We start from the raw sequence: 23,864 nt of genomic DNA on the forward strand, positions 1-23,864 counted from the left end.
GCAGTTCCGGGATGTGCGTCGCGGCGACTAGACCGGGGAGATGACGGTCGCAGCGATCCACCGGTACCCGGTCAAGTCCATGCTCGGCGAGTCGCTGCAGCGGTGTCGGATCGGGGCCAGCGGGGTCGTCGGCGACCGGGCGTACGCGGTGATCGACATCGAGACGGGCACGGTCGCGAGCGCGAAGGTGCCCAAGCGCTGGGCCGGGCTGCTGGGCTTCTCCGCCCGCTTCGTGTCCGAGCCCCGCGAGGGCGCGGCGCCGCCGCCGGTGGAGATCACCTTCCCGGACGGCTCGGTGTTGCGCAGCGACGACGAGGAGATCGACCACGCGCTGAGCGCCGCGCTCGGCCGGGCGGTGACGCTGGCGACCGCTCCGCCGGAGGGCGCCTACTTCGAGGAGCTGTGGCCCGATATCGACGGCCTGGCGCCGCAGCAGCTCATCGACGCCACCGAGACCCGTCGCGAGGACAGCGGTGAGGTGATCAGCCGGTTCGACATCTCGGCGTTCGGTGCGCCCGGCACGTTCTTCGACCTGTCCGCGCTGCACGTGCTCACCTCCTCGACCCTGGACCGGCTGCGCGAGCTCGCCCCCGACGCCACCTTCGACGCCCGCCGCTACCGGCCCAACGTCGTGCTGCGCGACACCGACGCGGGGTTCGTGGAGAACGACTGGCCCGGCCGCACGGCCACCGTCGGCACGGCGACGCTCCGGTACTCCTTCGCCACCATGCGCTGCGTGATGACGACATTGGCGCAGGGGGACCTCCCGGGCGACGCCGACACCCTGCGGGCCGTCGCGAAGCACAACCGGATCGAGATCCCGCAGATCGGCGGGGTGTGGGCGTGCGCGGGGGTGTACGCCGACGTCGTGGCGCCGGGCGACGTGGCCGTGGGTGACGCGCACGCGGAGGCCGCCGGGCAGTGATCGGCGACAGCCGCACGAGCACGGCATGGACCACCCTCAGGTGACGCCCGCGATGATCACCCGGCACCCGGCCCGGCGAGTGCCGCGGCTCGGCCACGACACACGAGTGATCCGCAGGACGAAGCCGTAGGGCAGCATCTCGCCCGTGACGTCCCCCGGCACCGCCGCGCCCCGCCCCGAGTCCGGCTGCGGCGGGTCGACGAACAGCGGTGCCCGGCTCGGGCCCGGGTGGGTGGTGGCGGGTGTCGCGCTGTTCTGGGTGTTGACCGTCGTCGCCGGGCTGCTCGCGCCGGGGTACTCCGCACGGGCGGACTATGTCTCCAGCCTCGCCGGGCGCGGGTCCTCGGTGGCCGTGCTCGGGGTCGCCGCGCTGACCGTGCTGGGGCTGGCACACCTGGCCGCCGCGGCCGTCGTGCGCGGGTGGGTGGCCGCGCCGCTGGCACTGGCCGGGCTGTGCGGGCTGGCCGTCGCGTGGTTCCGCACGGCGTGCCCGCTCGGGGCGGCCGGATGCGGGTCCGGCGCCAACGAGACGGTGCCCGACCTCGCCGACACCGTGCACTACCTCGCCGTCGTGGGGTACGAGGTCGCGCTGGTCGTCGCGATGCTCGGCGTGGCGGTGCGGCTGCGGGGAGCACGGCCGGTCGTCGCCGCGCTGACCGTCACGGCGGCCGTCGCCTCGGTGGTGCTGGCCCTGCAGATCGGCGGTCCCGACCTCGGCGCCTGGCAACGCGCCTGGCTGGCGGTGAACACGGCCTGGCCGGCGGCGCTGGCGCTGACGGTGTACCGACCCCGCTCGCACACAGGGTGACGTGCTCGCACACAGGTCCCGCCCATTGTGTGAGCACCGGGACCTGTGTGCCGGCTGTCCGCAGCGGCCCGGTCAGCCGACAGCGGCCAGGTCGGTCGGCGCCTGTCCGGCCGAGGCCGCCGGGACCACCGACGGCTCCTGCTCGCCGTCGAGCAGCGGGCAGTCGAGCCAGGGCTCGGGGATGCCGAAGCCGTCCACGAGGGAGCGGGCGTGCGGGCGCAGCTCGCCGCACAGCGCGTTGACCGCGCTGGTCACGGCCTTGGTGCGGGCCGCGGTGAGGTAGCCGTGCTCGACGAACCACGCCCGGTCGGCCTCGAGCACCGACAGCCCGTGCAGGGCGAGCAGCTCGCCCAGCAGGGGGTGCTGGTCGGCGACGGCGGCGAACGCGTCGAACACGATCCGGTCGACGTGCGCCCGCGCGGCGACCAGCAGGTGGTCCTGTGCGGCGTTGAAGACCGCGAACTGGTCGGCGCCCGGGGCGAGGGCCCGGCGCATGCGCTGCGCGGCGCCGGCGATCAGGTGTTCCTCACGCTCGGCGAGCAGCCACCGCTGGTAGGCCCGGTCGCGGACGTCACCGCGCTGCAGGACCGCCCGCGCACCGGTCCGCTCCAGCACCGTCCACGCCACGAGGCCGGCACCGAAGCGCACCTTGCCGAGCAGGTCGAGCCGGCCGACGCGGCGACCGTAGTCCGACAGCAGCGTCTTCGCGACCAGCTGCAGCAGCACCGTGTTGTCGCCCTCGAACGTGGTGAACACGTCGGTGTCGGCCTTGAGCGCGGGCAGCAGGTTCTCGGCCAGGTATCCCGCGCCGCCGCAGGCCTCCCGGCAGGTCTGGATCGTGCGCGTGGCGTGCCAGGTACCGACCGCCTTGATCCCGGCGGCCCGGGTCTCCAGCTCGCGCTGGGCCGCCTCGTCCGGCGTGGCTCCGGTCCTCTGCAGCTCGTGCATCTGCGTGACCAGCTGCTCCTGCGCGAAGTGCAGCGCGTACGTCGTCGCGAGCGCGGGGAGCAGCTTGCGCTGGTGGGCGAGGTAGTCCAGGACGACGACCTCCTCCCCGGTGGCCGGGTCCGCGAACTGGCGGCGCGTGGCGCCGTAGCGGATCGCCAGTGTCAGCGCCTTCTGCGTGGCGCTGCCCGCACCTCCCGCCACGCTGATCCGGCCGCGCACGAGCGTGCCGAGCATGGTGAAGAAGCGGCGGGTCTCGTTGTCGATCGGGCTGGAGTAGGTGCCGTCCGGCGCCACGTCGCCGTAGCGGTTGAGCAGGGCCTCGCGGGGCACCCGGACGCGGTCGAACACCAGCCGCCCGTTGTCGACGCCGTTGAGGCCGGCCTTCACGCCGCAGTCGGTGATGGTGACACCGGGCTGCGCGGCGCCGTCGTCGGACCGGATCGGGACGAGGAACGCGTGCACCCCGTGCGTCCGGGCGACCTCGTCCGGACCCGCGGTCACGAGCTGCGCGAACACCACCGCCATCCGCGCGTCACGCGCGGCGCCGCCGATGTAGTCCTTGCGCGCGCCCGGCTCCGGGGTGTCGATGACGAACTCGTGGGCGTCCGCGTCGTAGGTGGCGGTGGTGCGCAGGTGCTGCACGTCGGAGCCGTGGCCGGTCTCGGTCATCGCGAAGCAACCGAGCAGCGTGCCGTCCATCATGTCGCGCAGGTGGCGCTCGTGGTGGCGCTCGGTGCCCAGCGCCTGCAGCGCCCCGCCGAACAGACCCCACTGCACACCGGCCTTGACCAGCAACGACAGGTCGCCGTGGCCGAGCATCTGGAACGCCGCGACGACGCCCCCGACGTCGCCGCCACCGCCGTATGCCGGGTCGAAGCCCTGGCGTGGGCGCCCGCTCGCGGCCAGTGCCGCGACCGCCTCGGCCACCTCGGCGCGGTACTGCTCGATGGACGCGTCCGGGTCGGGGCTGAGCCTGAGCTGCCCGAGCTGGGCGCGGACGTCGTCACGGACGGCGGCCCAGCGGCCGTCGAGCGCGGTCTGCAGATCCTTCACGAGCGCTCCTCCTTGCGAGGGATGGCCACGACGCCGGAGAGCCCGGCCCAGGCGAGTTCGGTGAGGTGGGCCGCCAGCTCGGACCGGGTCATCCCGGACGGCCGGGCCAGCCAGTTGTCGGCGGCGGCGCGCACCATGCCGACGATCCCGTGCCCCCACGGGACCGCGGTGACGGCGTCGCCGGTGCGGACGGCGATCACGGCGGCGGCCTCGTCGCCGACCAGCGAGACCAGGTCGCCGACGGGGTCCGCGTCCAGCGCCCGGTCCACCAGCGGGCGGTGCACGACGAAGCGATAGACCTCGGGATCGTGCTCGATCAGGCGCAGGTAGGCCTCGATACCGGCCGCGGTCTGCGCGTGGGCACCCGCGGCGGCGTCCATGGCGGCGCGCACCTGCCCGAGCAGCACCTCGGCCACCCGTGCGCAGACGGCGACGTAGAGCTCGGTGCGGTCGCCGAAGTGCCGGTAGACCACGGTCTTGCTGGTGCCCGCCCGCGCGGCGACGTCGTCCATGCCGACGCCCGCCCCGTGCGTGCGGATGGCGAGGATCGCGGCGTCGGTGAGCTGGGCGCGCCGGGTGGCCCGGTGGGCGTCCCACCGGCTCGCGCGGCGATCGCGTGCGGTCTTCACGGAACCGACAGTATCGGGTACCAGCGGTACCGGCTACGGGATCCATGTCACGTACATGAAACCGACGGTACCGGGTACCGTCGGTACCATGACCCGTTCAGCCCGCCAGGCCGCCGTCATCGGGGGCAACCGCATCCCGTTCGCCCGAGCGAACGGCGCCTACGCCCAGGCCACCAACCTCGACATGCTCACCGCGACCCTCGACGGCCTCACCGCCCGGTTCGGCCTCGCCGGCGAGCGCGTCGGCGAGGTCGCGGGCGGCGCTGTCCTCAAGCACTCCCGCGACCGCGACCTCACCCGCGAGTCGGTGCTGGGCAGCCGCCTGTCGCCCCATACGCCCGCCTACGACGTGCAGCAGGCGTGCGGCACCGGGCTGGAGACGGCGATCCTGGTGGCGAACAAGATCGCGCTCGGGCAGATCGAGAGCGGTATCGCGGCGGGCGTCGACACGGCGAGCGACGCCCCCGTCGCCCTCAACGACGACCTGCGCCGCGTGCTCATGCGGCTCAACGGGGCCCGCTCGGTCGGCGACCGGCTGCGCGCGCTCGCCGGGATCCGCCCCGGCCAGGTCGTGCCGGAACTCCCGCGCAACGCCGAGCCGCGCACCGGGCTGTCGATGGGCGAGCACATGGCCGTCACCGCGGCCGAGTGGGGCGTGACACGCGAGGCGCAGGACGAGCTCGCCGCGGCCAGTCACCGCAACCTCGCCGCCGCGTACGACCGGGGCTTCCTCGACGACCTGGTGACGCCGTTCCTGGGGCTGACCCGCGACCAGAACCTGCGTGCCGACAGCTCGGCCGAGAAGCTCGCGAAGCTCAAGCCGGTGTTCGGCGACACCATGACCGCGGGCAACTCCACCCCGCTCACCGACGGCGCGTCCGCGGTGCTGCTCGGCTCGGACGAGTGGGCCGCGGATCACAAGCTGCCGGTGCTCGCGCACGTCGTCGACGCGCAGACCGCGGCCGTCGACTTCGTCCACGCGGGCGACGGGCTGCTCACCGCGCCGGTCCACGCCGTCCCGCGGCTGCTGGAGCGCAACGGCCTGACGTTGCAGGACTTCGACTTCTACGAGATCCACGAGGCCTTCGCCGCCACCGTCCTCGCCACGCTCGCGGCCTGGGAGGACCCGGCGTTCGCGAAGGAGCGCCTGGGCCTGGACGCGCCGCTGGGCCCGATCGACCGCTCCCGGCTCAACGTCACCGGCAGCTCGCTGGCCACCGGCCACCCGTTCGCGGCCACCGGCGGCCGGATCGTCGCCACGCTGGCGACCTTGCTGCACGAGAAGCGCCGAACCACGGACACCGCGGCCCGCGGCCTGATCTCCATCTGCGCGGCCGGCGGCCAGGGCGTGGTGGCGATCCTCGAAGCGGCCTGACCACCCGACCCGCCCCCGCCACGCCCACCCCGTCGCGCGGTGATCAAGGCGAGATGGTCGCTCGATGATCTCCACCGGCGACCGTCCGCCCTTGATCACCGTTGTCCGGGCCGAAACGCACCTGGAGTTCCCGTGTCGAACGACGCCTTTCGCGACCTGTCCCAGAACCCGCTGATCCAGCGCCTCGGGGTGCCGCGCATCCCGGTGCTGCGCCGCCACACCGTCGGCGCCCCGCTGCTCGACGGGCCCGCGCTCGTCGGGTCGGTCGGCTCCGGGCGCTTCGCCGACCCCGTCCGCGCCCTGCTCAAGGACGCCGACGTGCCCGACGGCGACGGCCGGCTCGCCGCGGTGGTGCTCGACGCCACCGCAGCGCGCACCGTCGACGACCTCGCGGCCGTGCAGGAGTTCCTCACGCCCGCGGTCCGCAGGCTGGCCCCGAACGGGCGGTTGCTGCTGCTCGGACCGGGAGGGGCTCCGGCCGGTCCCGCCGCCGGCACCGGCGACGTGGAGGCCGCCGCCGTGGCCCAGGCCCTCGACGGGATCGTGCGGTCGGCCGCGAAGGAGGTACGGGCCGGAGCCACCGCGAACCTGCTGGTCGTCGACCCGGACGCGCCGCCCGCCGCGGTCGACTCGTCGGTGCGGTTCTTCCTCTCCGGCCGCTCCGCGTACGTCGACGGGCAGGTGGTGCGCGTCGCGACGCCGGTCGGGCCCGCGCGGGACCCGATCGGCATGGACGACCCCACCGACGACGTCCACCCGCTCGCCGGACGCGTCGCCGTGGTCACCGGGGCGGCGCGCGGGATCGGCGCGGCCATCGCCGACACCCTCGCCCGCGACGGCGCGCGCGTGGTCGCCGTCGACGTCCCCGCCGCGGGAGAGGCGCTGGCGGGGGTGGCCAACCGCACCGGCGGCACCGCGCTGGCACTCGACATCACCGCGGCGGACGCCACCGGCCGGCTGCTCGCGCACCTGGCCGAACGCCACGGACGCGTCGACGTCATGGTGCACAACGCCGGGATCACCCGCGACAAGCTGCTGGCCAACATGGACGCCGACCGGTGGAACGCGGTACTCGCGGTCAACCTGCGTGCACAGCTGGCGATCAACGCCGCGCTGCGCGACGGTGACCTGCTCTCCGACTCCGGCCGCATCGTCTGCGTCGCCTCGACCAGCGGCATCGCCGGCAACCGCGGCCAGACCAACTACGCCGCGAGCAAGGCCGGCGTGATCGGGATGGTGCGGGCGCCGGCGCCGGGGCTGGCCGCGCGGGGGGCGACGATCAACGCGGTCGCGCCCGGGTTCATCGAGACCGAGATGACCGCGAGGATGCCGCTGGGCACCCGCGAGGCCGGGCGCCGGATCAACAGCCTGCGCCAGGGCGGGCTGCCGGTCGACGTCGCGGAGACCGTCGGCTGGCTCGGGCTGGCCGAGAGCGGCGGAGTGACCGGGCAGGTCGTGCGCGTGTGCGGCCAGAGCCTGATCGGAGCCTGAGCCGTGTCCCTGGCCCCGCTATACCTCAAGGCCGCGGTGGGCGCGGTCGGACCGCGGTCCTCGACCCTGCCGGACACCGAGCTGGTGCGCGGCGCGACGACGGTCGACCGCGCGCACCTCGCCGAGTACGCCCGCGTCTGCGGGTTCCGCAACTCCGACGCGCTGCCGCCCACCTACCCGCACCTGCTCGCGTTCGGGCTGCAGGTGGAGCTGATGGCCGGTCGGGACTTCCCGCTGCCGCTGCCCGGGCTCGTGCACGTCGGCAACTCGATCACCGTGCACCGCCGGATCGACGCGGCGGAGCAGCTGCGCGTGGCCGTGCACGCCGAGCGCTTCACCGGGCATCCCAGGGGAGCGCAGGTCGACCTCGTGGCGGCGGTGGACGTCGAGGGCGAGCGGGTCTGGGACGGGCGCAGCACCTACCTCGCCCGCGGCGCGCACGCCCCCGCCGCCGGGGAGGCCCGGACCGCGCCCGCGGAGATCGCGGACGGTCCGGTCAGCGCCGTCTGGCGGGTCGCCGGGGACACCGGCCGGCGCTACGCCGCCGTCAGCGGGGACGTCAACCCGATCCACCTGCACCCCCTCACGGCGCGGGCGTTCGGGTTCCCCCGGGCGATCGCGCACGGCATGTGGACCGCCGCCCGGGCCCTCGCCGCCCTGCAAGGCAGGCTGTCCGAGGCGCTGACCTACGACGTCGCGTTCGGCCGCCCGCTGCTGCTGCCCTCGACGGTGCGGCTGCGCACCCGGCGCACCGGAGACGGGTGGGGTGTGGACGTGCACGGCACGAAGGGCACGCACCTGACCGCGACGGTGCTCCCGACGTCGTAGCCGGCAGGCTCCCATGCTCGCGGGCGGCCGACGCGGGGGCACGGCCGGTCGGTGGCCGCCGGAACGATCCCCGCCCCCGCCCCGGCAGGACGCCATCGCGCGGTCGACGGCCGCAGCGTCGCCCCGGATCGGTCGCCGGGCCGCCATGGGCAGGGGTGGCTGGCAGGGTGGCCGGGCAGGGGTGGCCGGGCAGGGGTGGCGGCCGGCGGCTTCGGGCCGTTCGGCCGGTCGCGGCCACGGGTGGGCACGGGCCCGCTCCATGATCGCCGCACCGGAACCGGCAGGCGCGCCCCACCCGGCCACACGTTCCCAACCAGCGATCACCAGCCGCCCTGCGGCGCGACAGCGCGAGCCGGACCGGGCCGGGGACAGGCCCGCTCCATGATCGCCGCACCGGAACCGGCAGGCGCGCCCCACCCGGCCGCACGTTCCTAACCAGCGATCAACGGCAGCCCTGCGGCGCAAGCAGGACCGGCGGAGCCAGCGGGACCGACGACGCGGCGAGCAGCGACGCGGCGAGCAGCGACGACACAGCAACGGACCGTGCCACGGCCGCCGCCCGTACCGGGTCGACACCCGCTCGGGCCGGTGCACGGCGGCCACCCCCGCCGCGCGGGTCGGATCGGCCGAACGGCCTAAACTGCCTGTTCATGGCGCGGAGGCGGCAATGGGTGATCTCCTGGCCGGTGCGCCTGGCGCTGCTCGTGGCCGTCGTCGTCGCGAACATCGTCGGCGCGGGTGTGGTGCTCGTGCTCTCGGCGTGGGTGCTGCCCAACGGCCCACTCGCCGACCCGGCCACCGTCCGGCTGGTCAACCTGGTCGCGTTCGGCTGCTACCTCCTGGTCGCCGTGCTGGTGGGGGCGGTGTGGGGAGCCGGGCGGTTCCGGATGCGCGACCACCCCGACCTCGAGGTGCAGCGCCGCCGCGAGCACCGGCGCGTGCTGTACGGGCCGCTGCGGCTCACCACCGTCCAGGCCGTCCTGTGGCTGCTCGCGGCGCTGCTGTTCGCCGGGATCAACGCGCGGTGGTCCTGGCGGCTGGCCATCTCGGTCGCGGAGACCACGCTGGTCGGCGGGATCATCGTCTGCGGGCTGTCGTACCTGCTCAGCGAGCGGATCCTGCGCCGGTCGACCGCCCGCGTCCTGGCCGCCCAGCCGCCGCGTCGCCGCGTGCTGCCCGGGATCGTCGCCCGCTCGCTGGTGTTCTGGGTGCTGGGCACGGCGGTGCCGGTGATCGGGCTGCTGTTGGCGGCGGTCTCCGCGCTCGTCTACGGCGACGTGCCTGCGGCGCAGCTGGCCGTGATCGTGCTGAGTATCGGGGGAACGGCGCTGGTCACGGGGGTGCTGGTGACGGTCGGAGCCGCCCGCGCGGTCGCCGACCCGGTCAACGCGGTGCGGCGGGGGATGCGGCGGGTGGAGCGTGGTGAGTTCGACGCCCGCGTCACCGTCTACGACGGCACGGAGCTCGGGCAGCTGCAGAGCGGCTTCAACACGATGGTCGCCGGGTTGGCCGAGCGGGAGCGGATCCGCGACCTGTTCGGCCGCCAGGTGGGCCGCGACGTGGCCGAGCGGGCGGCGGACGCCGGTGAGGTGCGGCTCGGCGGGGAGGTGCGGTCGGTGGCCGTGCTGTTCGTGGACCTCGTCGGCTCCACGGCCCTGGCGTCGCAACGCCCCGCCGAGGAGGTCGTCGCCGTGCTCAACCGCTTCTTCGGGGTGGTCGTGGAGACCGTCGAGGAGCACGGCGGCTGGATCAACAAGTTCCAGGGCGACGCGGCGCTGGCCGTGTTCGGCGCGCCCGCACCGGCCCCCGACCCCGCCGGGAGCGCGCTCGCCGCGGCCCGCAGGCTGGGCGTCCGCCTGGCCGTCGAGCTGCCGGACGTCGAGGCCGGGATCGGAGTCTCGGCGGGCGACGCCGTGGCCGGCAACCTCGGCGACCCGCGGCGCTACGAGTACACGGTGATCGGTGACCCGGTGAACGAGGCCGCGCGGCTCACCGAGCTCGCCAAGTCGGTGCCGGGCAGGGTGCTCGCCGCCGGGTCGGCCCTGGCGCAGGCCGACGGCCGCGAGCGGGGCCGATGGACGCTGGGCGAGGAGACGCTGTTGCGCGGGCGCGGGGAGCCCACCCGGCTCGCCACCCCCGACGGTCGAGACGATCGGGCGGCCGTACGGACCGGGACCGCACCGGAGGAACAGGGATAACGACGGCCACCCGCCGGATCGTGGCGCGGCCACGGCGTTCGCCACGGCGGCGGTGCCGACCGCGTGCGGCGTCGGCAGCACCGGCGCCACCCTCGGCCACCACGCCTGTGCGCTCGCGCGGATGGACGGGGGGCGCCTCGGGCGTCACCACCCACCTCGTGCCACCGATCACCATCGCGATGTCGACGGTGCTGCTCGGCGGGCTGCCGCCGTGGCTCGCTCGTCGGCGGGGCGATCCGCCTGGTCGGGGTGGGCCCGTCCCGGCGGCGTTGATCAGTGGGGCGGCAGGCGCACCACGGATGGGGCTCACCGGGGCCGTACGAACCGGAAACGGACCTGCTGACCGGGACGGACCTGGCCGGCGCGGTCCAGGTCGGCGTCGAGCACCACGGCGACGACGGGGTAGCCGCCGGTGACCGGGTGGTCGGCGCCGAACAGCACCGGCTCGCCACCGGGTGGCACCTGGATCGCACCGCGGACCATGCCCTCGCTGGGCAGCTCGCCGCGGTCGCGGCGGCGCAGCGGTTCGCCGTCCAGGCGCATTCCGACCCGGTCGCTGCGCGTCGATGCCGTCCAGACCGTCCGGGTCAGCGCGCCGGGATCGACGACCCAGTCGGCCCGGGGGCCGGGAACGGCGCGCAGCGTGACGACGCCCCCGGTGGGCACGGGGACCGGCGCCACGTCGACGCGCGGCAGCTCCGCGGGCTCCGGCCCGATCGGTACGGCGTCGCCGACGGCGAGCGGGGCAGGCCCCACACCGGACAGGACGTCGGTGCTGCGCGACCCGAGCACCGCGGCGGCGTCGATGCCACCGCGCACGGCGAGGTAGGTGCGCAGGCCGGCGGGCGGGCGGGCGAGCCGCAGGACCTGCCCGGGCCGCATCGCGACCAGGGCGTCGTGCCCGACCGGGGTGCCGTCGACGTCGGCGGGGGCGGGGGCGCCGGTGAGCGCGACGAGCAGCGGAGCCGGCAGGTCGGGCCCGGCCCGCACGACCAGCCCGCCGAACGTCACCTCCAGCCCGGCGGCGCCCGGCGGGTTGGCCACGAGCCGGTTCGCCAGAGCCAGGGCCGCCCGGTCCGCGGCGCCGGAGCTCCCGACCCCGACCGCACCGTTTCCCGGCCGCCCGAGATCCTGCACGAGGGCGAGCGCCCCGGTGGCCACCACCTCCAGCCGTCGGCGTCCGCACCTCGGAGCCACACTGCCGTTCCGATCCCGTTCCGGAGCGCGTCGTGGCTCCGAAGTGCGGACGAAGCGCACGCGGGCGCCCGGTCGCAGGAGGGCGGGTTCGGCGCGTGTCTCGTTCCACAGGTCCACGTCCGTGCGGCCGATCAGCTGCCAGCCGCCGGGGGAGCTGCGCGGGTAGATCCCGCTGAACTCACCGGCCAGTCCCACCGCACCGGCCGGGACCTCGGTGCGTGGCTCGTCGCGGCGGGGCACGCGCAGCCGCTCGTCACCGCCCACGAGGTAGGCGAACCCGGGCGCGAACCCGCCGAACGCCACGCGCCAGGTGCCCGCGGTGTGGGCCCGCACCACGCCGTCGACGCCGAGCCCGGTGAGCCGGGCGACCTTGTCGAGATCCGCGCCGTCGTAGACCACCGGGACGTCCACCGTCGCCCGGTCCCCGACGGGCGTGGAGCGGTCCAGGGGCAGGCCACGCACCGCGGACCCCAGCGCGTCCAGGTCGGTGTCGGGTGCGGTCACCAGCAGCACGGTCCGGGCGGCGGGCACCACGTCGACGACGCCGGCCGGCCCGGCCCCGCGTACGGCGTCGGCGAGGGCCAGCACGTCGTCGAGGTCGCCCACCTCGCACAGCAGCGCCGCGTCCCCGCACGTCAGCACGCGCACGCGGTGATCGCCGGGATCGGGACCCGAGCTGCGCGACTGCGGCGTCACGCGAACGCCCGCAACCCGATGCCCGCCGCCTCCAGCCCCGCGCGGACCGCCGCCGCCATCCCCACCGCACCCGGGCTGTCGCCGTGCAGGCACACCGACTCCGCCCGCACGGCCACCTCGGTTCCGTCCACGGCCCGGACCAGCCCGTCGGCCAGCAGCCGGCGCACCCGCCCGGCCACCTCCGCCGGATCGTGCAGCAGGGCCCCGGGCTCCGAGCGGGGTACGAGCGTCCCCGACGCGCTGTACCCCCGGTCGGCGAAGAACTCCGGCACCGCCCGCAGCCCCGCCGCCTCGGCGGCCGCCAGCAGCGCCGAGCCGGGCAACCCCAGCACCGGCAACCCGCTGTCGTAGGCGCGGACGGCGTCCACCACGGCCCGGGCCTGGCCCTCGTGGTGCACCACGGCGTTGTAGAGCGCCCCGTGCGGCTTCAGGTAGCGGACGGCGACGCCCGCCACGCGACACAGGCCGTCGAGCGCGCCGAGCTGGTAGAGCACGTCGTCGGTGAGCTCGACGGGGTCCATGTCGAGGAATCGACGGCCGAACCCGGCGAGGTCGCGGTACCCGACCTGGGCACCCACGACGACCCCGGCCTCGGCGGCACGTGCACACGTGCGGCGCAGCGTCGTCGCGTCGCCGGCGTGGAAGCCGCACGCGACGTTGGCCGAGGTGACGAGGCCGAGCATGGCGTCGTCGTCGCCGAGGGTCCAGCGACCGAACGACTCGCCGAGATCGGCGTTGAGGTCGACGTGCACCGTCACAGACTGGCCAACCGAACCGGCGGCGGCCAGCCCTGGCCCGCATCCGGCGACGCCGGGGGGTGACGCGCAGCGGCGCGGCGCCCCGCGACGGAGGGGAACCGCGCCGCTGTCGTGACCCGGGCCGGCCGGGAGCCGGTCAGCCCGCGTCCATGTCGGTGGCGAGCAGATCGGCCAGTGCCGCGACGGCGGCCTCGGAGTCGGCGCCGTCCTCGGCGGCCAGCACCACCTCCTCGCCGCTGCCCACACCCAGCCCGAGCACCGAGAGGATGCTGCGGGCGTCGACCGGTCCGCGGTCGCCCGCGGCGATGGTGACCTTGACGGGCTGCGCGGCGGCGGCCTTGGTGAACAGCGTGGCGGGGCGGGCGTGCAGGCCCACCGACGATCCGACGGTGACACGGCGTTCGACGGTCATGGCTGATTCTCCGATCAGGCGGCGACGGCGACGCGCGCCGTCTCGGTGGCGGGGGTGCGTCGGGCGTTCTTCAGGCCGATGACCAGCGCGGTGGACACCAGCGTCCCGGCGACGATCGCGACGAGGTAGGCCCACGGGTTGCCGATCAGCGGCAGCACGAAGATGCCGCCGTGCGGAGCCCGCAGCGTCGAACCGAAGGCGATGGACAGGGTGCCGGTGACGGCGGAGCCGGCCATCAGGGACGGGATGACGCGCAGCGGGTCGGCCGCGGCGAACGGGATGGCGCCCTCGGTGATGAAGGACGCCCCGAGCAGCCAGGCTGCCCGACCGTTCTCCCGCTCGACCTCGCTGAACAGCTTCTTGCGGACGACGGTGGCCAGCGCCATCGCCAGCGGCGGGGTCATGCCGGCCGCCATCACGGCGGCCATGATCAGCAGCCCGGCCTCGGAGCCGCTCTCCAGCCCGGCGAGCGCGAACGTGTAGGCGGCCTTGTTCACCGGCCCGCCCATGTCGAAGGCCATCATCAGGCCGACGATCGCGCCGAGCAGCAGGGCGTTGGCCCCGGACAGGCTGTTGAGCCAGGCGGTCAGACCGGTGTTCACCGCGGCCAGCGGCGGGCCGATGACCACGAACATCGCGATGCCGATCACCAGCGTGCCGAGCAGCGGGTAGACGACCACCGGCATGATCCCGGCCATCGCCTTGGGCACCGAGAAGCGCTTGAGCCCCATGACGACCGCGCCGGCGAGCAGGCCCGCGATCAGGCCCCCCAGGAAGCCCGCGCCGATCTCCGCGGCGATCGCGCCGCCGACGAAGCCGGGCACGATCGCCGGCCGGTCGGCCATCGCGTAGGCGATGAAGCCGCCCAGCACCGGTACCAGGAAGCCGAAGGCGAGCGCACCGATCTGGAAGGACAGGGCGGCCCAGCTGGCCAGGGCCAGCGGATCGAAACCCTCGGTGACCGCGGGTGCGTCGGCGATCTCGAAGCCGCCCAGCGCGAAGCCCAGCGCGATCAGCAGGCCGCCCGCAGCCACGAACGGGATGACGTAGGAGACGCCCGTCATCAGCCAGCCGCGCAGCTTCGAGCCGAAGCCCGGGCCGAAGTCCTTGGTCGCCGGGGAGGCCGTCCGCTGGGCGGGGACCCCCGCGGCAGCTGCGTTCTGCGCGGCCTCGACGGCCTGCGCGACGAGTGCGTCGGCACCGCTGATCGCCTTCTTCACGCCGACCTGGATCGTCGGCAGGTGCGCGAAGCGCTCCCTGTCCCGGACCTCGACGTCGGCGGCGAGGATGATCGCGTCGGCCTCGGCGATCTGGGCGTCGGTGAACGGTGTGGTCCCCGCCGACCCCTGGGTCTCGACGACCATCTCGTGCCCGGCGTCGGCCGCCGCCTGTTCGAGGGCCTCGGCGGCCATGTAGGTGTGGGCGATGCCCGTGGGGCACGCGGTGATGGCCAGGAGCTTCATGCTGCGCTGGGTACTCACGGGGCGACCTCCTTCTGGATGTAGTCGGCAACGGCTCCGGCGTCGGTCGCGCCGTTCAGCTCGTCCTTGAACGCCTTGCGCACCAACCGGCGGGCCAGCGCGGCCAGCACCGTCATGTGGTCGGTGTCGCCGCCCTCCGGAGCGGCGATCATGAAGACGAGCGTGGCCGGCCCGTCCTCGGCGCCGAAGTCGACGCCCGTCGTGCTGCGGCCGAACGCGAGCGTCGGCTCGGTGACGGCCGCGGAGCGGCAGTGCGGGATGCCGATGCCGCCCTCCAGACCGGTGGCCATCTGCGCCTCACGGGCCTCGATGTCGGCCAGGAAGCGCTCGAGGTCGGTGACCCGACCGGCCTTCTCCAGCCGCTCGGCGAGTGAGCGCACGGCGGTGCGGCGGTCGTCCGACGGCAGGTCGAGGTCGACGAAATCGGCGGTGATCAGTGCGGCGGTCATACGGCTGCTCCGGTGAGGTGAAGGGTCTCGTCCGGGTGGGAGACCACGCGGACGTCGTGCAGGTCGATCTCGTGCGGTCCGGGCATCGCGCTGCCCGGCAGGCGGCACGCGGCGGCCCCGTAGGCCACCGCGTGCCGCAGGGCGTCGGGGCCGGTACCGCCTGCGGCGAGGAAGCCGGCGAGGGTGGCGTCACCTGCGCCGACGGTGCTGCGGACGGCGATCGGCGACGAGAGGGCGTGGTACTCGCCGCCGCCGTGGACGCCGGGGGGCTCCACCAGCAGCGCGCCGCCCTCGCCGAGGCTGACGAGCACCGCACCGACACCGGCCGCGCGCACCTCGCGTGCGGCATCGAGGACGTCGCCGAGGCTCACCAGGGGACGGCCCACGAGCTCGGCCAGCTCCTCGTGGTTGGGCTTGATCAGATCCGGCCCGGCGGTGCACGCGACGCGCAGCGGGGCGTCGCTCGTGTCGACGGCCACGCGGGCTCCCGCCCGGCGCCCGCGCCGCACGATCCCGGCGTGGAAGTCCTCGGGCATCCCCGCGGTCAGCGACCCGCAGCTCACGATCCAGCTCGCCCCGGCGGCCAGCGCGGAGACCGTCTCGACCAGCTCGGCGACCTCGGCGCCGGTGAGGACCGGGCCCGGCTCGTTGATCTTCGTGGTCGTGCCGTCCGGCTCCACGAGCGTGGTGTTGGTCCGCGTGGCCCCGCTGATGGCCACGGTCGCCGCACGGACCTGGTGCACGTCGAGCAGCCCCGTGAGCCGCCCGCCGGGCGCCCGGCCCGAGGGCAGCACCGCGATCGTGTCGAGGCCGGCCGCGGTGAGCGCGCGGGCCACGTTGACGCCCTTGCCCCCGGGGTCGAGCCGTACCGAGGTGGCCCGGTGCACCTCCCCGCGCTGCAGGTACGGCAGCTCGACCGTGCGGTCGAGGCTGGGATTGGGGGTGACGGTGACGATCATGCGCGCACCACTCTCGGTCCGGCGGCCGTCAGCGCGGCCGCGGCGTCCGGCGTCAGGCCGGTGTCGGTGATCAGCGCATCGACCTGGTCGAGCCGGCCGAAGCGCACGAACTGGTCGGTGCCGTGCTTGTCGGAGTCGGCCAGCACCACCGCGCGGCGGGCGGCGCAGAGCATCGCCTTCTTGGCCGCGGCCTCCGCGCGGTCGGGTGTGGTGAGGCCGCGGTCGGCGGAGAAGCCGTTGGTGCCCAGGAAAGCGACGTCCGCGGTGAGGTCGCCGAGGACGTCGATCGCCCACTCGTCGACCGTGGCCATCGTGGTGCCGCGGACCCGGCCGCCCAGCATCAGCAACGTGATGTTGGGGCGCGCGGCGAGCATGGAGGCGATCGGCAGGGCATTGGTGACGACGGTCAGCTCGCGGTCGGCGGGAAGCAGCGCGGCCAGCCGGGCGGTGGTGGTGCCGGCGTCGAGCAGCACGGTGGACGCCCCCTCCAGCTCGCCGAGGGCGGCCTTCGCGATGCGGTCCTTCTCCTGGGTGGCGACGGCGTCGCGGGCGGAGATGCCGGGCTCGAACCCCAGCAGGTCGACCGGGATGGCGCCGCCGTGCACGCGGCGCAGCAGCCCCTGGCGCTCCAGGACATCGAGGTCGCGCCGAATGGTCTCCGCCGAGACGTCGAGCTCCTCGGCCGTGACGGCCACGTCGACCCGGCCCGCGTCGCGGGCCCGATTGAGCAACCACTGCTGCCGCTCTGCTGCGTACATCTGTGTTCTCTCCCGACTTGATGCTTGCTTATGACTGAGTATGTGGGTTTTACTGTGTTTGTCAACGGGTCACGACGAAGTCATCTGGGAGTGGACATGCGGACACTGAGTGGCATCCCCGCGAGTGCCGGGCGGGCGAGCGGGCTGGTGGTCCGCGTGGCCGACGCACCCGGCGAGCCCCCGGTCGGGCCCACGCCGACCGATCCCGCCGCCGAGGCCGCCCGGATCGCTCCCGCCGTCGGCGTCGTCGCCGCCCGACTGGAGGCCCGCGCGGCGACGGTGTCCGGCGACGCGCGCGACGTGTTGGAGGCGACCGTCGCGATGGTCACCGACCCGGCGCTGCTCGACAACGCCCGTGGCCTGGTCGTCGACGGTGGCCGTCCCGCCGCACGTGCCGTGTACGAGGCGGCCGGCGCGTTCGCCGACCTGCTCACCGGCATGGGCGGCTACATGGCCGAGCGCGCCCGCGACATCCACGACGTGCGCGACCGGATCGTCGCGGAGCTGCAGGGCCTGCCCGCGCCGGGCGTCGCCGACCTCGACACGCCGTGTGTGCTGGTCGCCACGGACCTCGCCCCTGCGGACACCGCCGGGCTGCGTCCGGGTATCGCACTCGCGCTGGTCACCGAGCAGGGCGGCCCGACCAGCCACACCGCGATCCTGGCCCGCTCGCTCGGCATCCCCGCCGTGGTCGGCTGCGCCGGGGCGACGTCGCTGACCGAGGGCGGCGCGGTGCTCGTCGACGGGGCGACGGGAGAGGTCTCGGAGGTGGCCGGCGTCGTCGCGCTGGAGGGCGCCGCCGCCGTCGCCGCCGAGTGGAACGGCGCCGGTCGCACCGCCGACGGGCACGTGGTCGCGCTGCTGGCCAACGTCGGCGACGCCGAGGGGGCCGTGAAGGCCGCGGACCTGCGCGCGGAGGGGGTCGGCCTGTTCCGTACCGAGCTGGCGTTCCTGTCCGCGGCCGAGGAGCCAGGGGTGGACCGGCAGCACGAGGTGTACGCCGGGGTGCTCTCGGCGTTCGCCGGGCTGCCGGTCACCGCCCGCACCCTCGACGCGGGCGCCGACAAACCGCTGCCCTTCCTGACCCTGGACGGTGAGCCGAACCCGGCGCTGGGCGTGCGCGGCCTGCGGGTGGCGCGGGTCCCCGGCAACGGTGCCGACGTGCTGGACCGCCAGCTCGCCACGCTCGCCGCGGCCGCCGCCGAGACCGGGGCGCAGCTCAAGGTGATGGCCCCGATGGTGTCCACCGCGGACGAGGCGGCGTGGTTCGTCGCCCGTTGCCGCGCGCACGGCATCGCGAGCGCCGGCGTGATGATCGAGGTGCCCGCCGCCGCCCTGACCGCGCACGAGGTGCTCGCCGAGGTCGACTTCGCCAGCGTGGGCACCAACGACCTCGCGCAGTACCTGTTCGCGGCCGACCGGCAGTCCGGCCCGGTCGCCGCCCTCAACGACCCCTGGCAGCCGGCGCTGCTGCGCCTGCTGCGGATCCTCGGCGACGCCTCGGCCGACACCGGCACGCCGGTCGGCGTGTGCGGCGAGGCCGCAGCGGACGCGGCACTGGCCCCGGTGCTCGTCGGGCTGGGGATGGCGACGCTGTCGATGGGCGCGGGCGCCCTGGCCGGAGTCGGTGCCGCACTGGCCACCGCGTCACTGGATGACTGCCGCGAGCGCGCCGCCGCGGCCTGTGCCGCCCCGGACCCGGCCGCCGCCCGCCGCGCGGTGGCCGAGCTGGCGGCGAAGCAGGCTCGCTGAGCACCGGCGCAGCAGCCCACCACGCCGGGTGTCGTCCTCGCCAGGACCGCAACGCCGCCTGCGGGTACCCGGAGTCCGGCACCGAACCCTCTCGATGCGGCGCTAGCGCGCAGGGGCCGAGGCGTCGGCGGGGCGCAGGGCCTCGGTGAGCAGCCCGCGCACCTGGTCGCCCGCCGTGTAGTAGATGTAGGTGCCCTCGCGGCGACCCTCGACCAGGCCCGCGAGCCGCAGCTTGGCCAGGTGCTGGCTGACCGCGGTGGGGGCGGCTCCCACCAGCTCGGCCAGGCAGGTGACCGACTCCTCGCCGTGCAGCAGGGCCCAGAGGATCTTGATTCGGGTGGGGTCGGCGAGCAGGCGCAGGGAATCGGCCGCCCGCCGGACGTCGTCCGGGTGCGGCATCGCGAAGCCGGGGATGCCGTCGTGCACGGGCCCAGGGTACCTGCCCGGCGGCCGACTGCATACCTTCGTATATACGCAGCTATGCTGCCACGTATGTGGTCGATGTCCGAGGTCCGCTGGGCCGCGCTCTCCCTCGCCGCGTTCGCGCTGGCCGTCCCCGCCGACCTGCTCGGAGCCCCGTTCGCGTTCGTCGCACTGCTCTACGCCGTCTGCTACGTCGCCGGGGGCTGGGAGCCGCTGGTCGAGGGCGTGCGCGCGCTCGGCGAGCGACGGCTCGACGTCGACCTGCTGATGGTCGTGGCCGCCCTGGCCGCCGCCGCGATCGGCCAGTACCTCGACGGCGGCCTGCTCATCGTCATCTTCGCCTCCTCCGGCGCTCTGGAGGCGGTGATGACCGCGCGCACCGAGCGCAGCATCCACGCCCTGCTCGACCTCGCCCCCCAGAGCGCGACGCTGGCCGGTTCCGAGCGCGTCGTGCGCGCCGACGCGCTGCGGGTCGGCGACGAGGTCGTCGTCCGCCCGGGGGAGAAGGTCCCGGCCGACGGGCGCGTCCTCGACGGCGAGAGCGACATCGACACCGCCGGTCTGACCGGCGAGCCCCTCCCGGTCCCGCGCGCGGCGGGCGACGACGTGCACGCCGGCACCGTCAACGGCACCGGAACGCTGCGGGTGCGGGTGGAACGCGACCCGGCCGACTCGATCGTCGCCGGTATCGCCGCACAGGTGGAGCAGGCCACCGAGACCAAGGCCGGGCGGCAGCTGTGGATCGAGAAGATCGAGCAGCGCTACTCGGTGCTCGTCGTGGCGGCCACCGTCGCCCTGCTGGCCGGTCCGCTGCTGCTCGGTGCCGAGTTCGAACCCACACTGCTGCGCGCCATGACGTTCATGATCGTCGCGTCCCCGTGCGCGGTCGTGCTCGCGACGATGCCACCGCTGCTCGCCGCCATCGCCGTAGCCGGGCGGCGTGGGGTGCTGCTCAAGGACGCCACCGTGGTCGAGGGCCTCGCCGCCGCCGACTCGGTGGTGCTGGACAAGACCGGCACCGTCACCCGCGGCCGTCCCGAGGTGGTGGCTGTCGAGCCCGTCGCCGACCTGTCCCGCGACCGGGTGCTCGCGCTGGCCGCGGCGGCCGAGGCGGGCAGTGAGCACGTGCTGGGCCGGGCGGTGCGGGAGGCGGCGGCGCACCTCGACGTGCCGCGGGCGGACGCGTTCGGCGCGGAACCCGGCGTCGGGGTCCGCGCCGAGGTGGACGGCGCGGAGGTCCGCGCGGTCCACCCCGCCGCGGTCGCGACCGACGGCGCTGCGGCGGCGGCCGTCGCGCGCCACGAGTCGGCCGGGCGCACCGCGGTCGTCGTCACGGTGGACGGGCGCCCGGTCGGGGTGCTGGCCCTGTCCGACGAGCTGCGCACCGGGGCGACGGCGGCGATCGCCGAGTTGACCGCCCTGCTCGGCACCACCCCGACCCTGCTCACCGGTGACGCCCCCACCCCCGCCACCCGGATCGGCCGGGAACTGGGGCTCGACGACGTGCGGGCCGGCCTGCTGCCCGGTGGCAAGGCCGAGGTCGTCGCGGACCGGCAGGCGCAGGGCCGGCGGGTCCTGGCCGTCGGCGACGGGATCAACGACGCCCCGCTGCTCGCCACCGCCGACGCCGGGCTCGCCGTCGGCGAGGGGGCGGGCGCGCTCGCCGTCCAGGCGTCCGACGGCGTGCTGCTGCGCGACCCGCTCGGTTCGCTCCCGCCGCTGATCGCCCTCACCCGGCGGGCGCAGCGGATCGCCCGGGCCAACCTCGCGTTCGCCGCCGCCGTGATCGTCGCGCTGGTGACCTGGGACCTCGCCGGCACGCTGCCGCTCGCGGTCGGCGTCGCCGCGCACGAGCTGAGCACCGTGCTGGTGTGCCTGAACGGGTTGCGGCTGCTCGTGTGGCCGGGGTGGCCCGCCCCGGCCAAGGCGGCGACGGCCGTCCCCCGGGAACCCGCCCTCAGCTCCCGATGACCCGGTCCGGTCCGGATCAGCCCGTGTTGCGCAGGCCGGCCGCGATGCCGTTGATGGTCAGCAGCAGGGCGCGCTGCAGGTCGGCGTCCGGTTCGGCGGTGCGGCGGCGCTGCGAGAGCAGCTCCACCTGCAGGTGGTGCAGCGGCTCCAGGTAGGACGCGCGGACGTCGAGGGTGTTGCGCAGCACCGGATGCCGGGCCAGCAGCGTGTCGGACCCGGCCAGTGCCAGCACCTCCCGCCGGGTGCGCTCGTGCTCGGCCAGGATGTCGTCGAAGATCGGGTGCAGCGACGGGTCCACCAGCTCGTCGACGTAGACCCGGGCGATCCGCAGGTCGGTCTTGGCCAGTGTCATCTCGACGTTGCCGAGCAGGTTGGTGAAGAACGCCCACTCGCCCATCTCGTCGAGCTGCGGCCCGTAGCCGGCCTCGCGCGCGGCCGCCAGACCGCTGCCGAGGCCGTACCAGCCGGGCACCACCATCCGGGTCTGCGTCCAGCCGAACACCCACGGGATCGCGCGCAGGTCGTCGAGGGTGCGCTCCCCGGAGCCGGGCCGCCGCGACGGGCGGGAGCCGACGTTGAGCTCGCCCAGCTCGTCGACCGGGGTGGCGGCGGTGAAGAACTCCGGCAGCCCCGGCTGCGCGACGAGCCCCGTGTACGCGGCGCGGGCGGCGTCGCTGACGACGGTCATCGCCTCGTCCCAGCGCTCCAGCGTGGCGTCGTCCCACCGCGAGGACTGGTGCAGCAGCGTGGCCTCCAGCATCGAGGCGAGCATGATCTCCAGGTTGTCGTGTGCCAGCGCGGGCAGCGAGTACTTGTCGGAGACCACCTCGCCCTGCTCGGTGACCTTCATCGTCGCGTCCACCGACCCGTACGGCGCCGACGCCACCGCCTCCGCCGACGGCCCGCCGCCACGCCCCACCGACCCGCCGCGACCGTGGAACAGCCGCAGCCGCACCCCGTGCTTCGCGCCGACGTCGCGGAGCTGGCGCTGGGCGCGGTGGATCTCCCACTGCGAGGTGGTGATGCCGGCCCCCTTGTTGGAGTCGGAGTAGCCGAGCATGACCTCCTGCAGCTCGCCGCGGTTGCGCACGTGCTGCCGGTAGCCGGGCACCGACAGCAGCGCGTCCAGCAGCGGACCGGCCTGCGAGAGCTCCTCGACGGTCTCGAACAGCGGTACCAGGTCGAGCGAGGACCGCGGATCGTGCCGCAGCTCCACCATGTACGCCTCGCGGGCGAGCACGGCGACCGCCAGCAGGTCGTCGACGCCCTGGCACATCGACACGATGTAGGTGCGGGCCACCTGCGGGCCGTAGCGGTGCTGCATCTCGTGCAGCAGGTCGAACGTGGCGAGGACGTCGGCCGCCGGGTCGGGGAGACCGTAGTGACGGCGGATCAGCGGACGGCCCGCGTCGAGCTCGCGGCCCAGCAGCTCGGTGCGCTCGGCGCGGTCGAGGTCGGCGTAGGGCCGGTCGAGCTCGCCGAGGGCGTCGTACACCGCGCCGAGGGCGTCGTGGTTGCGCCGGCTGTGCTCGCGGACGTCCAGCTCGGCCAGGTGCAGGCCCAGGGCGCGGGCCGTGCGCAGCGCCCGGGCCAGCGTGCCGTCGGCGATGCGGGCGCCGAGGTGCCCGCGCAGCGAGCGGTCGACGACGGCGAGGTCCGCGACGTAGGCGTCCGGGCCGAGGTAGTCGCGGCCGGCCACGTGCTCGGTCCGGGTGCGCGTGTTCGCCAGCCTGGCCTGGATGTAGGAGAGCTTGAGGCGGTAGGGCTCGTTCGCGTTGAGCCGGATGAAGCGGTCGTGGACCTCCGGAAGGGCACGGCGGTCGCGGGCCAGCGAGCCGCGCAGCTCCTCCGACACCCCGATCACCCGGGTGGAGACCGACAGCTCGCCGATCAGCTCCTCGACCAGGCCCTCGTGGATGCGCAGCGCGCGGTCGGAGTACAGCTCCAGCACCTCGCGCGTGACGGCCGGGGTGACGTTGGGGTTGCCGTCGCGGTCGCCGCCCACCCAGCAGCCGAGCGCGAGCGGACGGGCGTCCGGCGGCACCGTGAACCCGGCGGCACGCACCTCGCGCTCGTACTCGCCGAGCAGCTCCGGCACCGCCCCGCGGCCCAGCTGCTCCATGTACCAGCCGATCGCGCGGGCCTCGTCGGCGACGGTCGGCTTGCCGGGGCGCAGCTCGTCGGTCTGCCAGAGCAGTTCGACCAGCGCCTCCAGCGCGTCGTCGGACGCGCCGCGGTCCAGCCCGTCGGCGACGCGGCGCAGGATCGCGAGCACCGACTGGCGCGACGACTCCGTCGGGTGCGCGGTGAACACCGGCCGCAGCTCGGCGCGGGCGAGCACGGCCTGCACCGCGTCGTGGTCGGCCTCGCCGGCGAGGCGCTCCATCAGCCTGCGCAGCGGTCCGCGGCCGCCGGGGTGGGTGGCGGCGAGCTCGGCGGCCCGGTGGCGCTGCTCGGCGATGTTGGCGAGCTGGAAGTACTGCGAGAACGCGCGGGCCAGCGCCACGGCGGTGCCGGCGTCGAGCCCGGACAGCAGCCGGCTGATCTGCGGGCCGCCCTCGCGGGAGAGCTTGCGGACCTGCTCCACCAGGTCGAGCAGCTCGGGACCGCCGTGGTGGACGAGGGTGCGACCGAGCATGGTGGACAGGCGGCGGATGTCGGCGCGGAGCGCGTCGTGGCCCGAGGTGGACGTGACGCCGGCGTGCGCGGCGAGCGAGTGGGGAGCCAGCAGTTCGGTCACAGGGGTCTCCGCA

The 23,864-nt window shown here is 75.1% G+C and carries 19 protein-coding genes; 8 read left to right on the forward strand and 11 right to left on the reverse strand.

Annotated features, from left to right (window positions below; translation table 11 throughout):
* Window positions 1–40 precede the first annotated feature (40 nt).
* Window positions 41–925: an MOSC N-terminal beta barrel domain-containing protein gene (locus Q1K26_RS20285; protein WP_300015272.1), complete on the forward strand. Its 885-nt coding sequence runs from the start codon at window positions 41–43 to the stop codon at window positions 923–925.
* A 145-nt stretch (window positions 926–1,070) separates the two neighbouring features.
* On the forward strand, window positions 1,071–1,733 hold the full coding sequence (locus Q1K26_RS20290; RefSeq protein WP_300015275.1) for a DUF998 domain-containing protein: 663 nt from the start codon (window positions 1,071–1,073) through the stop codon (window positions 1,731–1,733).
* Between the two features lie 72 nt (window positions 1,734–1,805).
* On the opposite strand, the gene Q1K26_RS20295 is transcribed toward Q1K26_RS20290, so the two are convergent.
* Both Q1K26_RS20295 and Q1K26_RS20300 read right to left on the reverse strand, forming a co-directional pair.
* Window positions 1,806–3,734 carry an acyl-CoA dehydrogenase gene (locus Q1K26_RS20295; protein ID WP_300015278.1) on the reverse strand — a complete coding sequence of 643 codons (1,929 nt, stop codon included), beginning with the start codon at window positions 3,732–3,734 and terminating at the stop codon, window positions 1,806–1,808.
* A complete protein-coding gene (locus Q1K26_RS20300) occupies window positions 3,731–4,363 on the reverse strand; it encodes a TetR/AcrR family transcriptional regulator (RefSeq protein WP_300015281.1) in 633 nt (210 codons plus the stop codon). Before Q1K26_RS20300 ends, Q1K26_RS20295 begins: the two co-directional genes overlap by 4 nt.
* Window positions 4,364–4,451: 88 nt before the next feature.
* Here Q1K26_RS20300 and Q1K26_RS20305 point away from each other — a divergent pair, with 88 nt between their 5' ends.
* The 4 genes from Q1K26_RS20305 (at window position 4,452) to Q1K26_RS20320 (ending at window position 10,255) form a co-directional block, all read left to right on the forward strand.
* Window positions 4,452–5,738: an acetyl-CoA C-acetyltransferase gene (locus Q1K26_RS20305; RefSeq protein ID WP_300015284.1), complete on the forward strand. Its 1,287-nt coding sequence runs from the start codon at window positions 4,452–4,454 to the stop codon at window positions 5,736–5,738.
* Window positions 5,739–5,870: 132 nt separating this feature from the next.
* Window positions 5,871–7,229: a 3-oxoacyl-ACP reductase gene (locus tag Q1K26_RS20310; RefSeq protein WP_300015287.1), complete on the forward strand. Its 1,359-nt coding sequence runs from the start codon at window positions 5,871–5,873 to the stop codon at window positions 7,227–7,229.
* Window positions 7,230–7,232: 3 nt separating this feature from the next.
* Complete coding sequence (locus Q1K26_RS20315) at window positions 7,233–8,057, forward strand: MaoC/PaaZ C-terminal domain-containing protein (protein ID WP_300015290.1); 825 nt, start codon at window positions 7,233–7,235, stop codon at window positions 8,055–8,057.
* Between the two features lie 650 nt (window positions 8,058–8,707).
* Window positions 8,708–10,255, forward strand: a complete 1,548-nt coding sequence (locus Q1K26_RS20320) for an adenylate/guanylate cyclase domain-containing protein (protein WP_300015293.1) — start codon at window positions 8,708–8,710, stop codon at window positions 10,253–10,255.
* A 306-nt stretch (window positions 10,256–10,561) separates the two neighbouring features.
* On the opposite strand, the gene Q1K26_RS28840 is transcribed toward Q1K26_RS20320, so the two are convergent.
* From Q1K26_RS28840 to Q1K26_RS20360, 7 genes are all read right to left on the reverse strand, one after another.
* Entirely contained in the window at window positions 10,562–12,100 is a 1,539-nt protein-coding gene (locus Q1K26_RS28840) for a 5-oxoprolinase/urea amidolyase family protein (RefSeq protein WP_363320505.1), read from the reverse strand.
* Between the two features lie 44 nt (window positions 12,101–12,144).
* Window positions 12,145–12,900 (reverse strand): 5-oxoprolinase subunit PxpA, encoded by a 756-nt coding sequence (locus tag Q1K26_RS20335; protein WP_300015296.1) that lies wholly within the window; start codon window positions 12,898–12,900, stop codon window positions 12,145–12,147.
* A 142-nt stretch (window positions 12,901–13,042) separates the two neighbouring features.
* The gene (locus tag Q1K26_RS20340; RefSeq protein ID WP_300015299.1) at window positions 13,043–13,318 is read right to left on the reverse strand and encodes an HPr family phosphocarrier protein; all 276 of its coding nucleotides are present in this window, start codon (window positions 13,316–13,318) and stop codon (window positions 13,043–13,045) included.
* Between the two features lie 14 nt (window positions 13,319–13,332).
* Complete coding sequence (locus tag Q1K26_RS20345) at window positions 13,333–14,781, reverse strand: fructose-specific PTS transporter subunit EIIC (protein WP_300015379.1); 1,449 nt, start codon at window positions 14,779–14,781, stop codon at window positions 13,333–13,335.
* 14 nt (window positions 14,782–14,795) lie between these two features.
* A complete protein-coding gene (locus Q1K26_RS20350; RefSeq protein WP_300015302.1) occupies window positions 14,796–15,248 on the reverse strand; it encodes a fructose PTS transporter subunit IIA in 453 nt (150 codons plus the stop codon).
* Window positions 15,245–16,207: a 1-phosphofructokinase gene (pfkB, locus tag Q1K26_RS20355; RefSeq protein WP_300015305.1), complete on the reverse strand. Its 963-nt coding sequence runs from the start codon at window positions 16,205–16,207 to the stop codon at window positions 15,245–15,247. The genes Q1K26_RS20350 and pfkB overlap by 4 nt, the downstream gene beginning before the upstream one ends.
* Window positions 16,204–16,965, reverse strand: coding sequence for a DeoR/GlpR family DNA-binding transcription regulator (locus tag Q1K26_RS20360; protein WP_300015308.1), 762 nt, complete (start codon window positions 16,963–16,965; stop codon window positions 16,204–16,206). Before Q1K26_RS20360 ends, pfkB begins: the two co-directional genes overlap by 4 nt.
* A 96-nt stretch (window positions 16,966–17,061) precedes the next feature.
* On the opposite strand from Q1K26_RS20360, the gene Q1K26_RS20365 reads away from it, so the two are divergent.
* Window positions 17,062–18,717, forward strand: coding sequence for a putative PEP-binding protein (locus Q1K26_RS20365; RefSeq protein WP_300015311.1), 1,656 nt, complete (start codon window positions 17,062–17,064; stop codon window positions 18,715–18,717).
* Between the two features lie 102 nt (window positions 18,718–18,819).
* Here the strand turns inward: Q1K26_RS20365 and Q1K26_RS20370 are convergent, their stop codons facing one another.
* Entirely contained in the window at window positions 18,820–19,143 is a 324-nt protein-coding gene (locus tag Q1K26_RS20370) for a metalloregulator ArsR/SmtB family transcription factor (RefSeq protein WP_300015314.1), read from the reverse strand.
* Between the two features lie 66 nt (window positions 19,144–19,209).
* Here Q1K26_RS20370 and Q1K26_RS20375 point away from each other — a divergent pair, with 66 nt between their 5' ends.
* Complete coding sequence (locus Q1K26_RS20375) at window positions 19,210–21,111, forward strand: heavy metal translocating P-type ATPase (protein ID WP_300015317.1); 1,902 nt, start codon at window positions 19,210–19,212, stop codon at window positions 21,109–21,111.
* A 16-nt stretch (window positions 21,112–21,127) separates the two neighbouring features.
* Here Q1K26_RS20375 and ppc read toward each other — a convergent pair whose 3' ends face one another.
* Window positions 21,128–23,851, reverse strand: a complete 2,724-nt coding sequence (gene ppc, locus Q1K26_RS20380; protein ID WP_300015320.1) for a phosphoenolpyruvate carboxylase — start codon at window positions 23,849–23,851, stop codon at window positions 21,128–21,130.
* Between the last annotated feature and the right edge of the window lie 13 nt (window positions 23,852–23,864).

The organism is Pseudonocardia sp., assembly GCF_029263155.1.
GTDB lineage: Bacteria > Actinomycetota > Actinomycetes > Mycobacteriales > Pseudonocardiaceae > Pseudonocardia.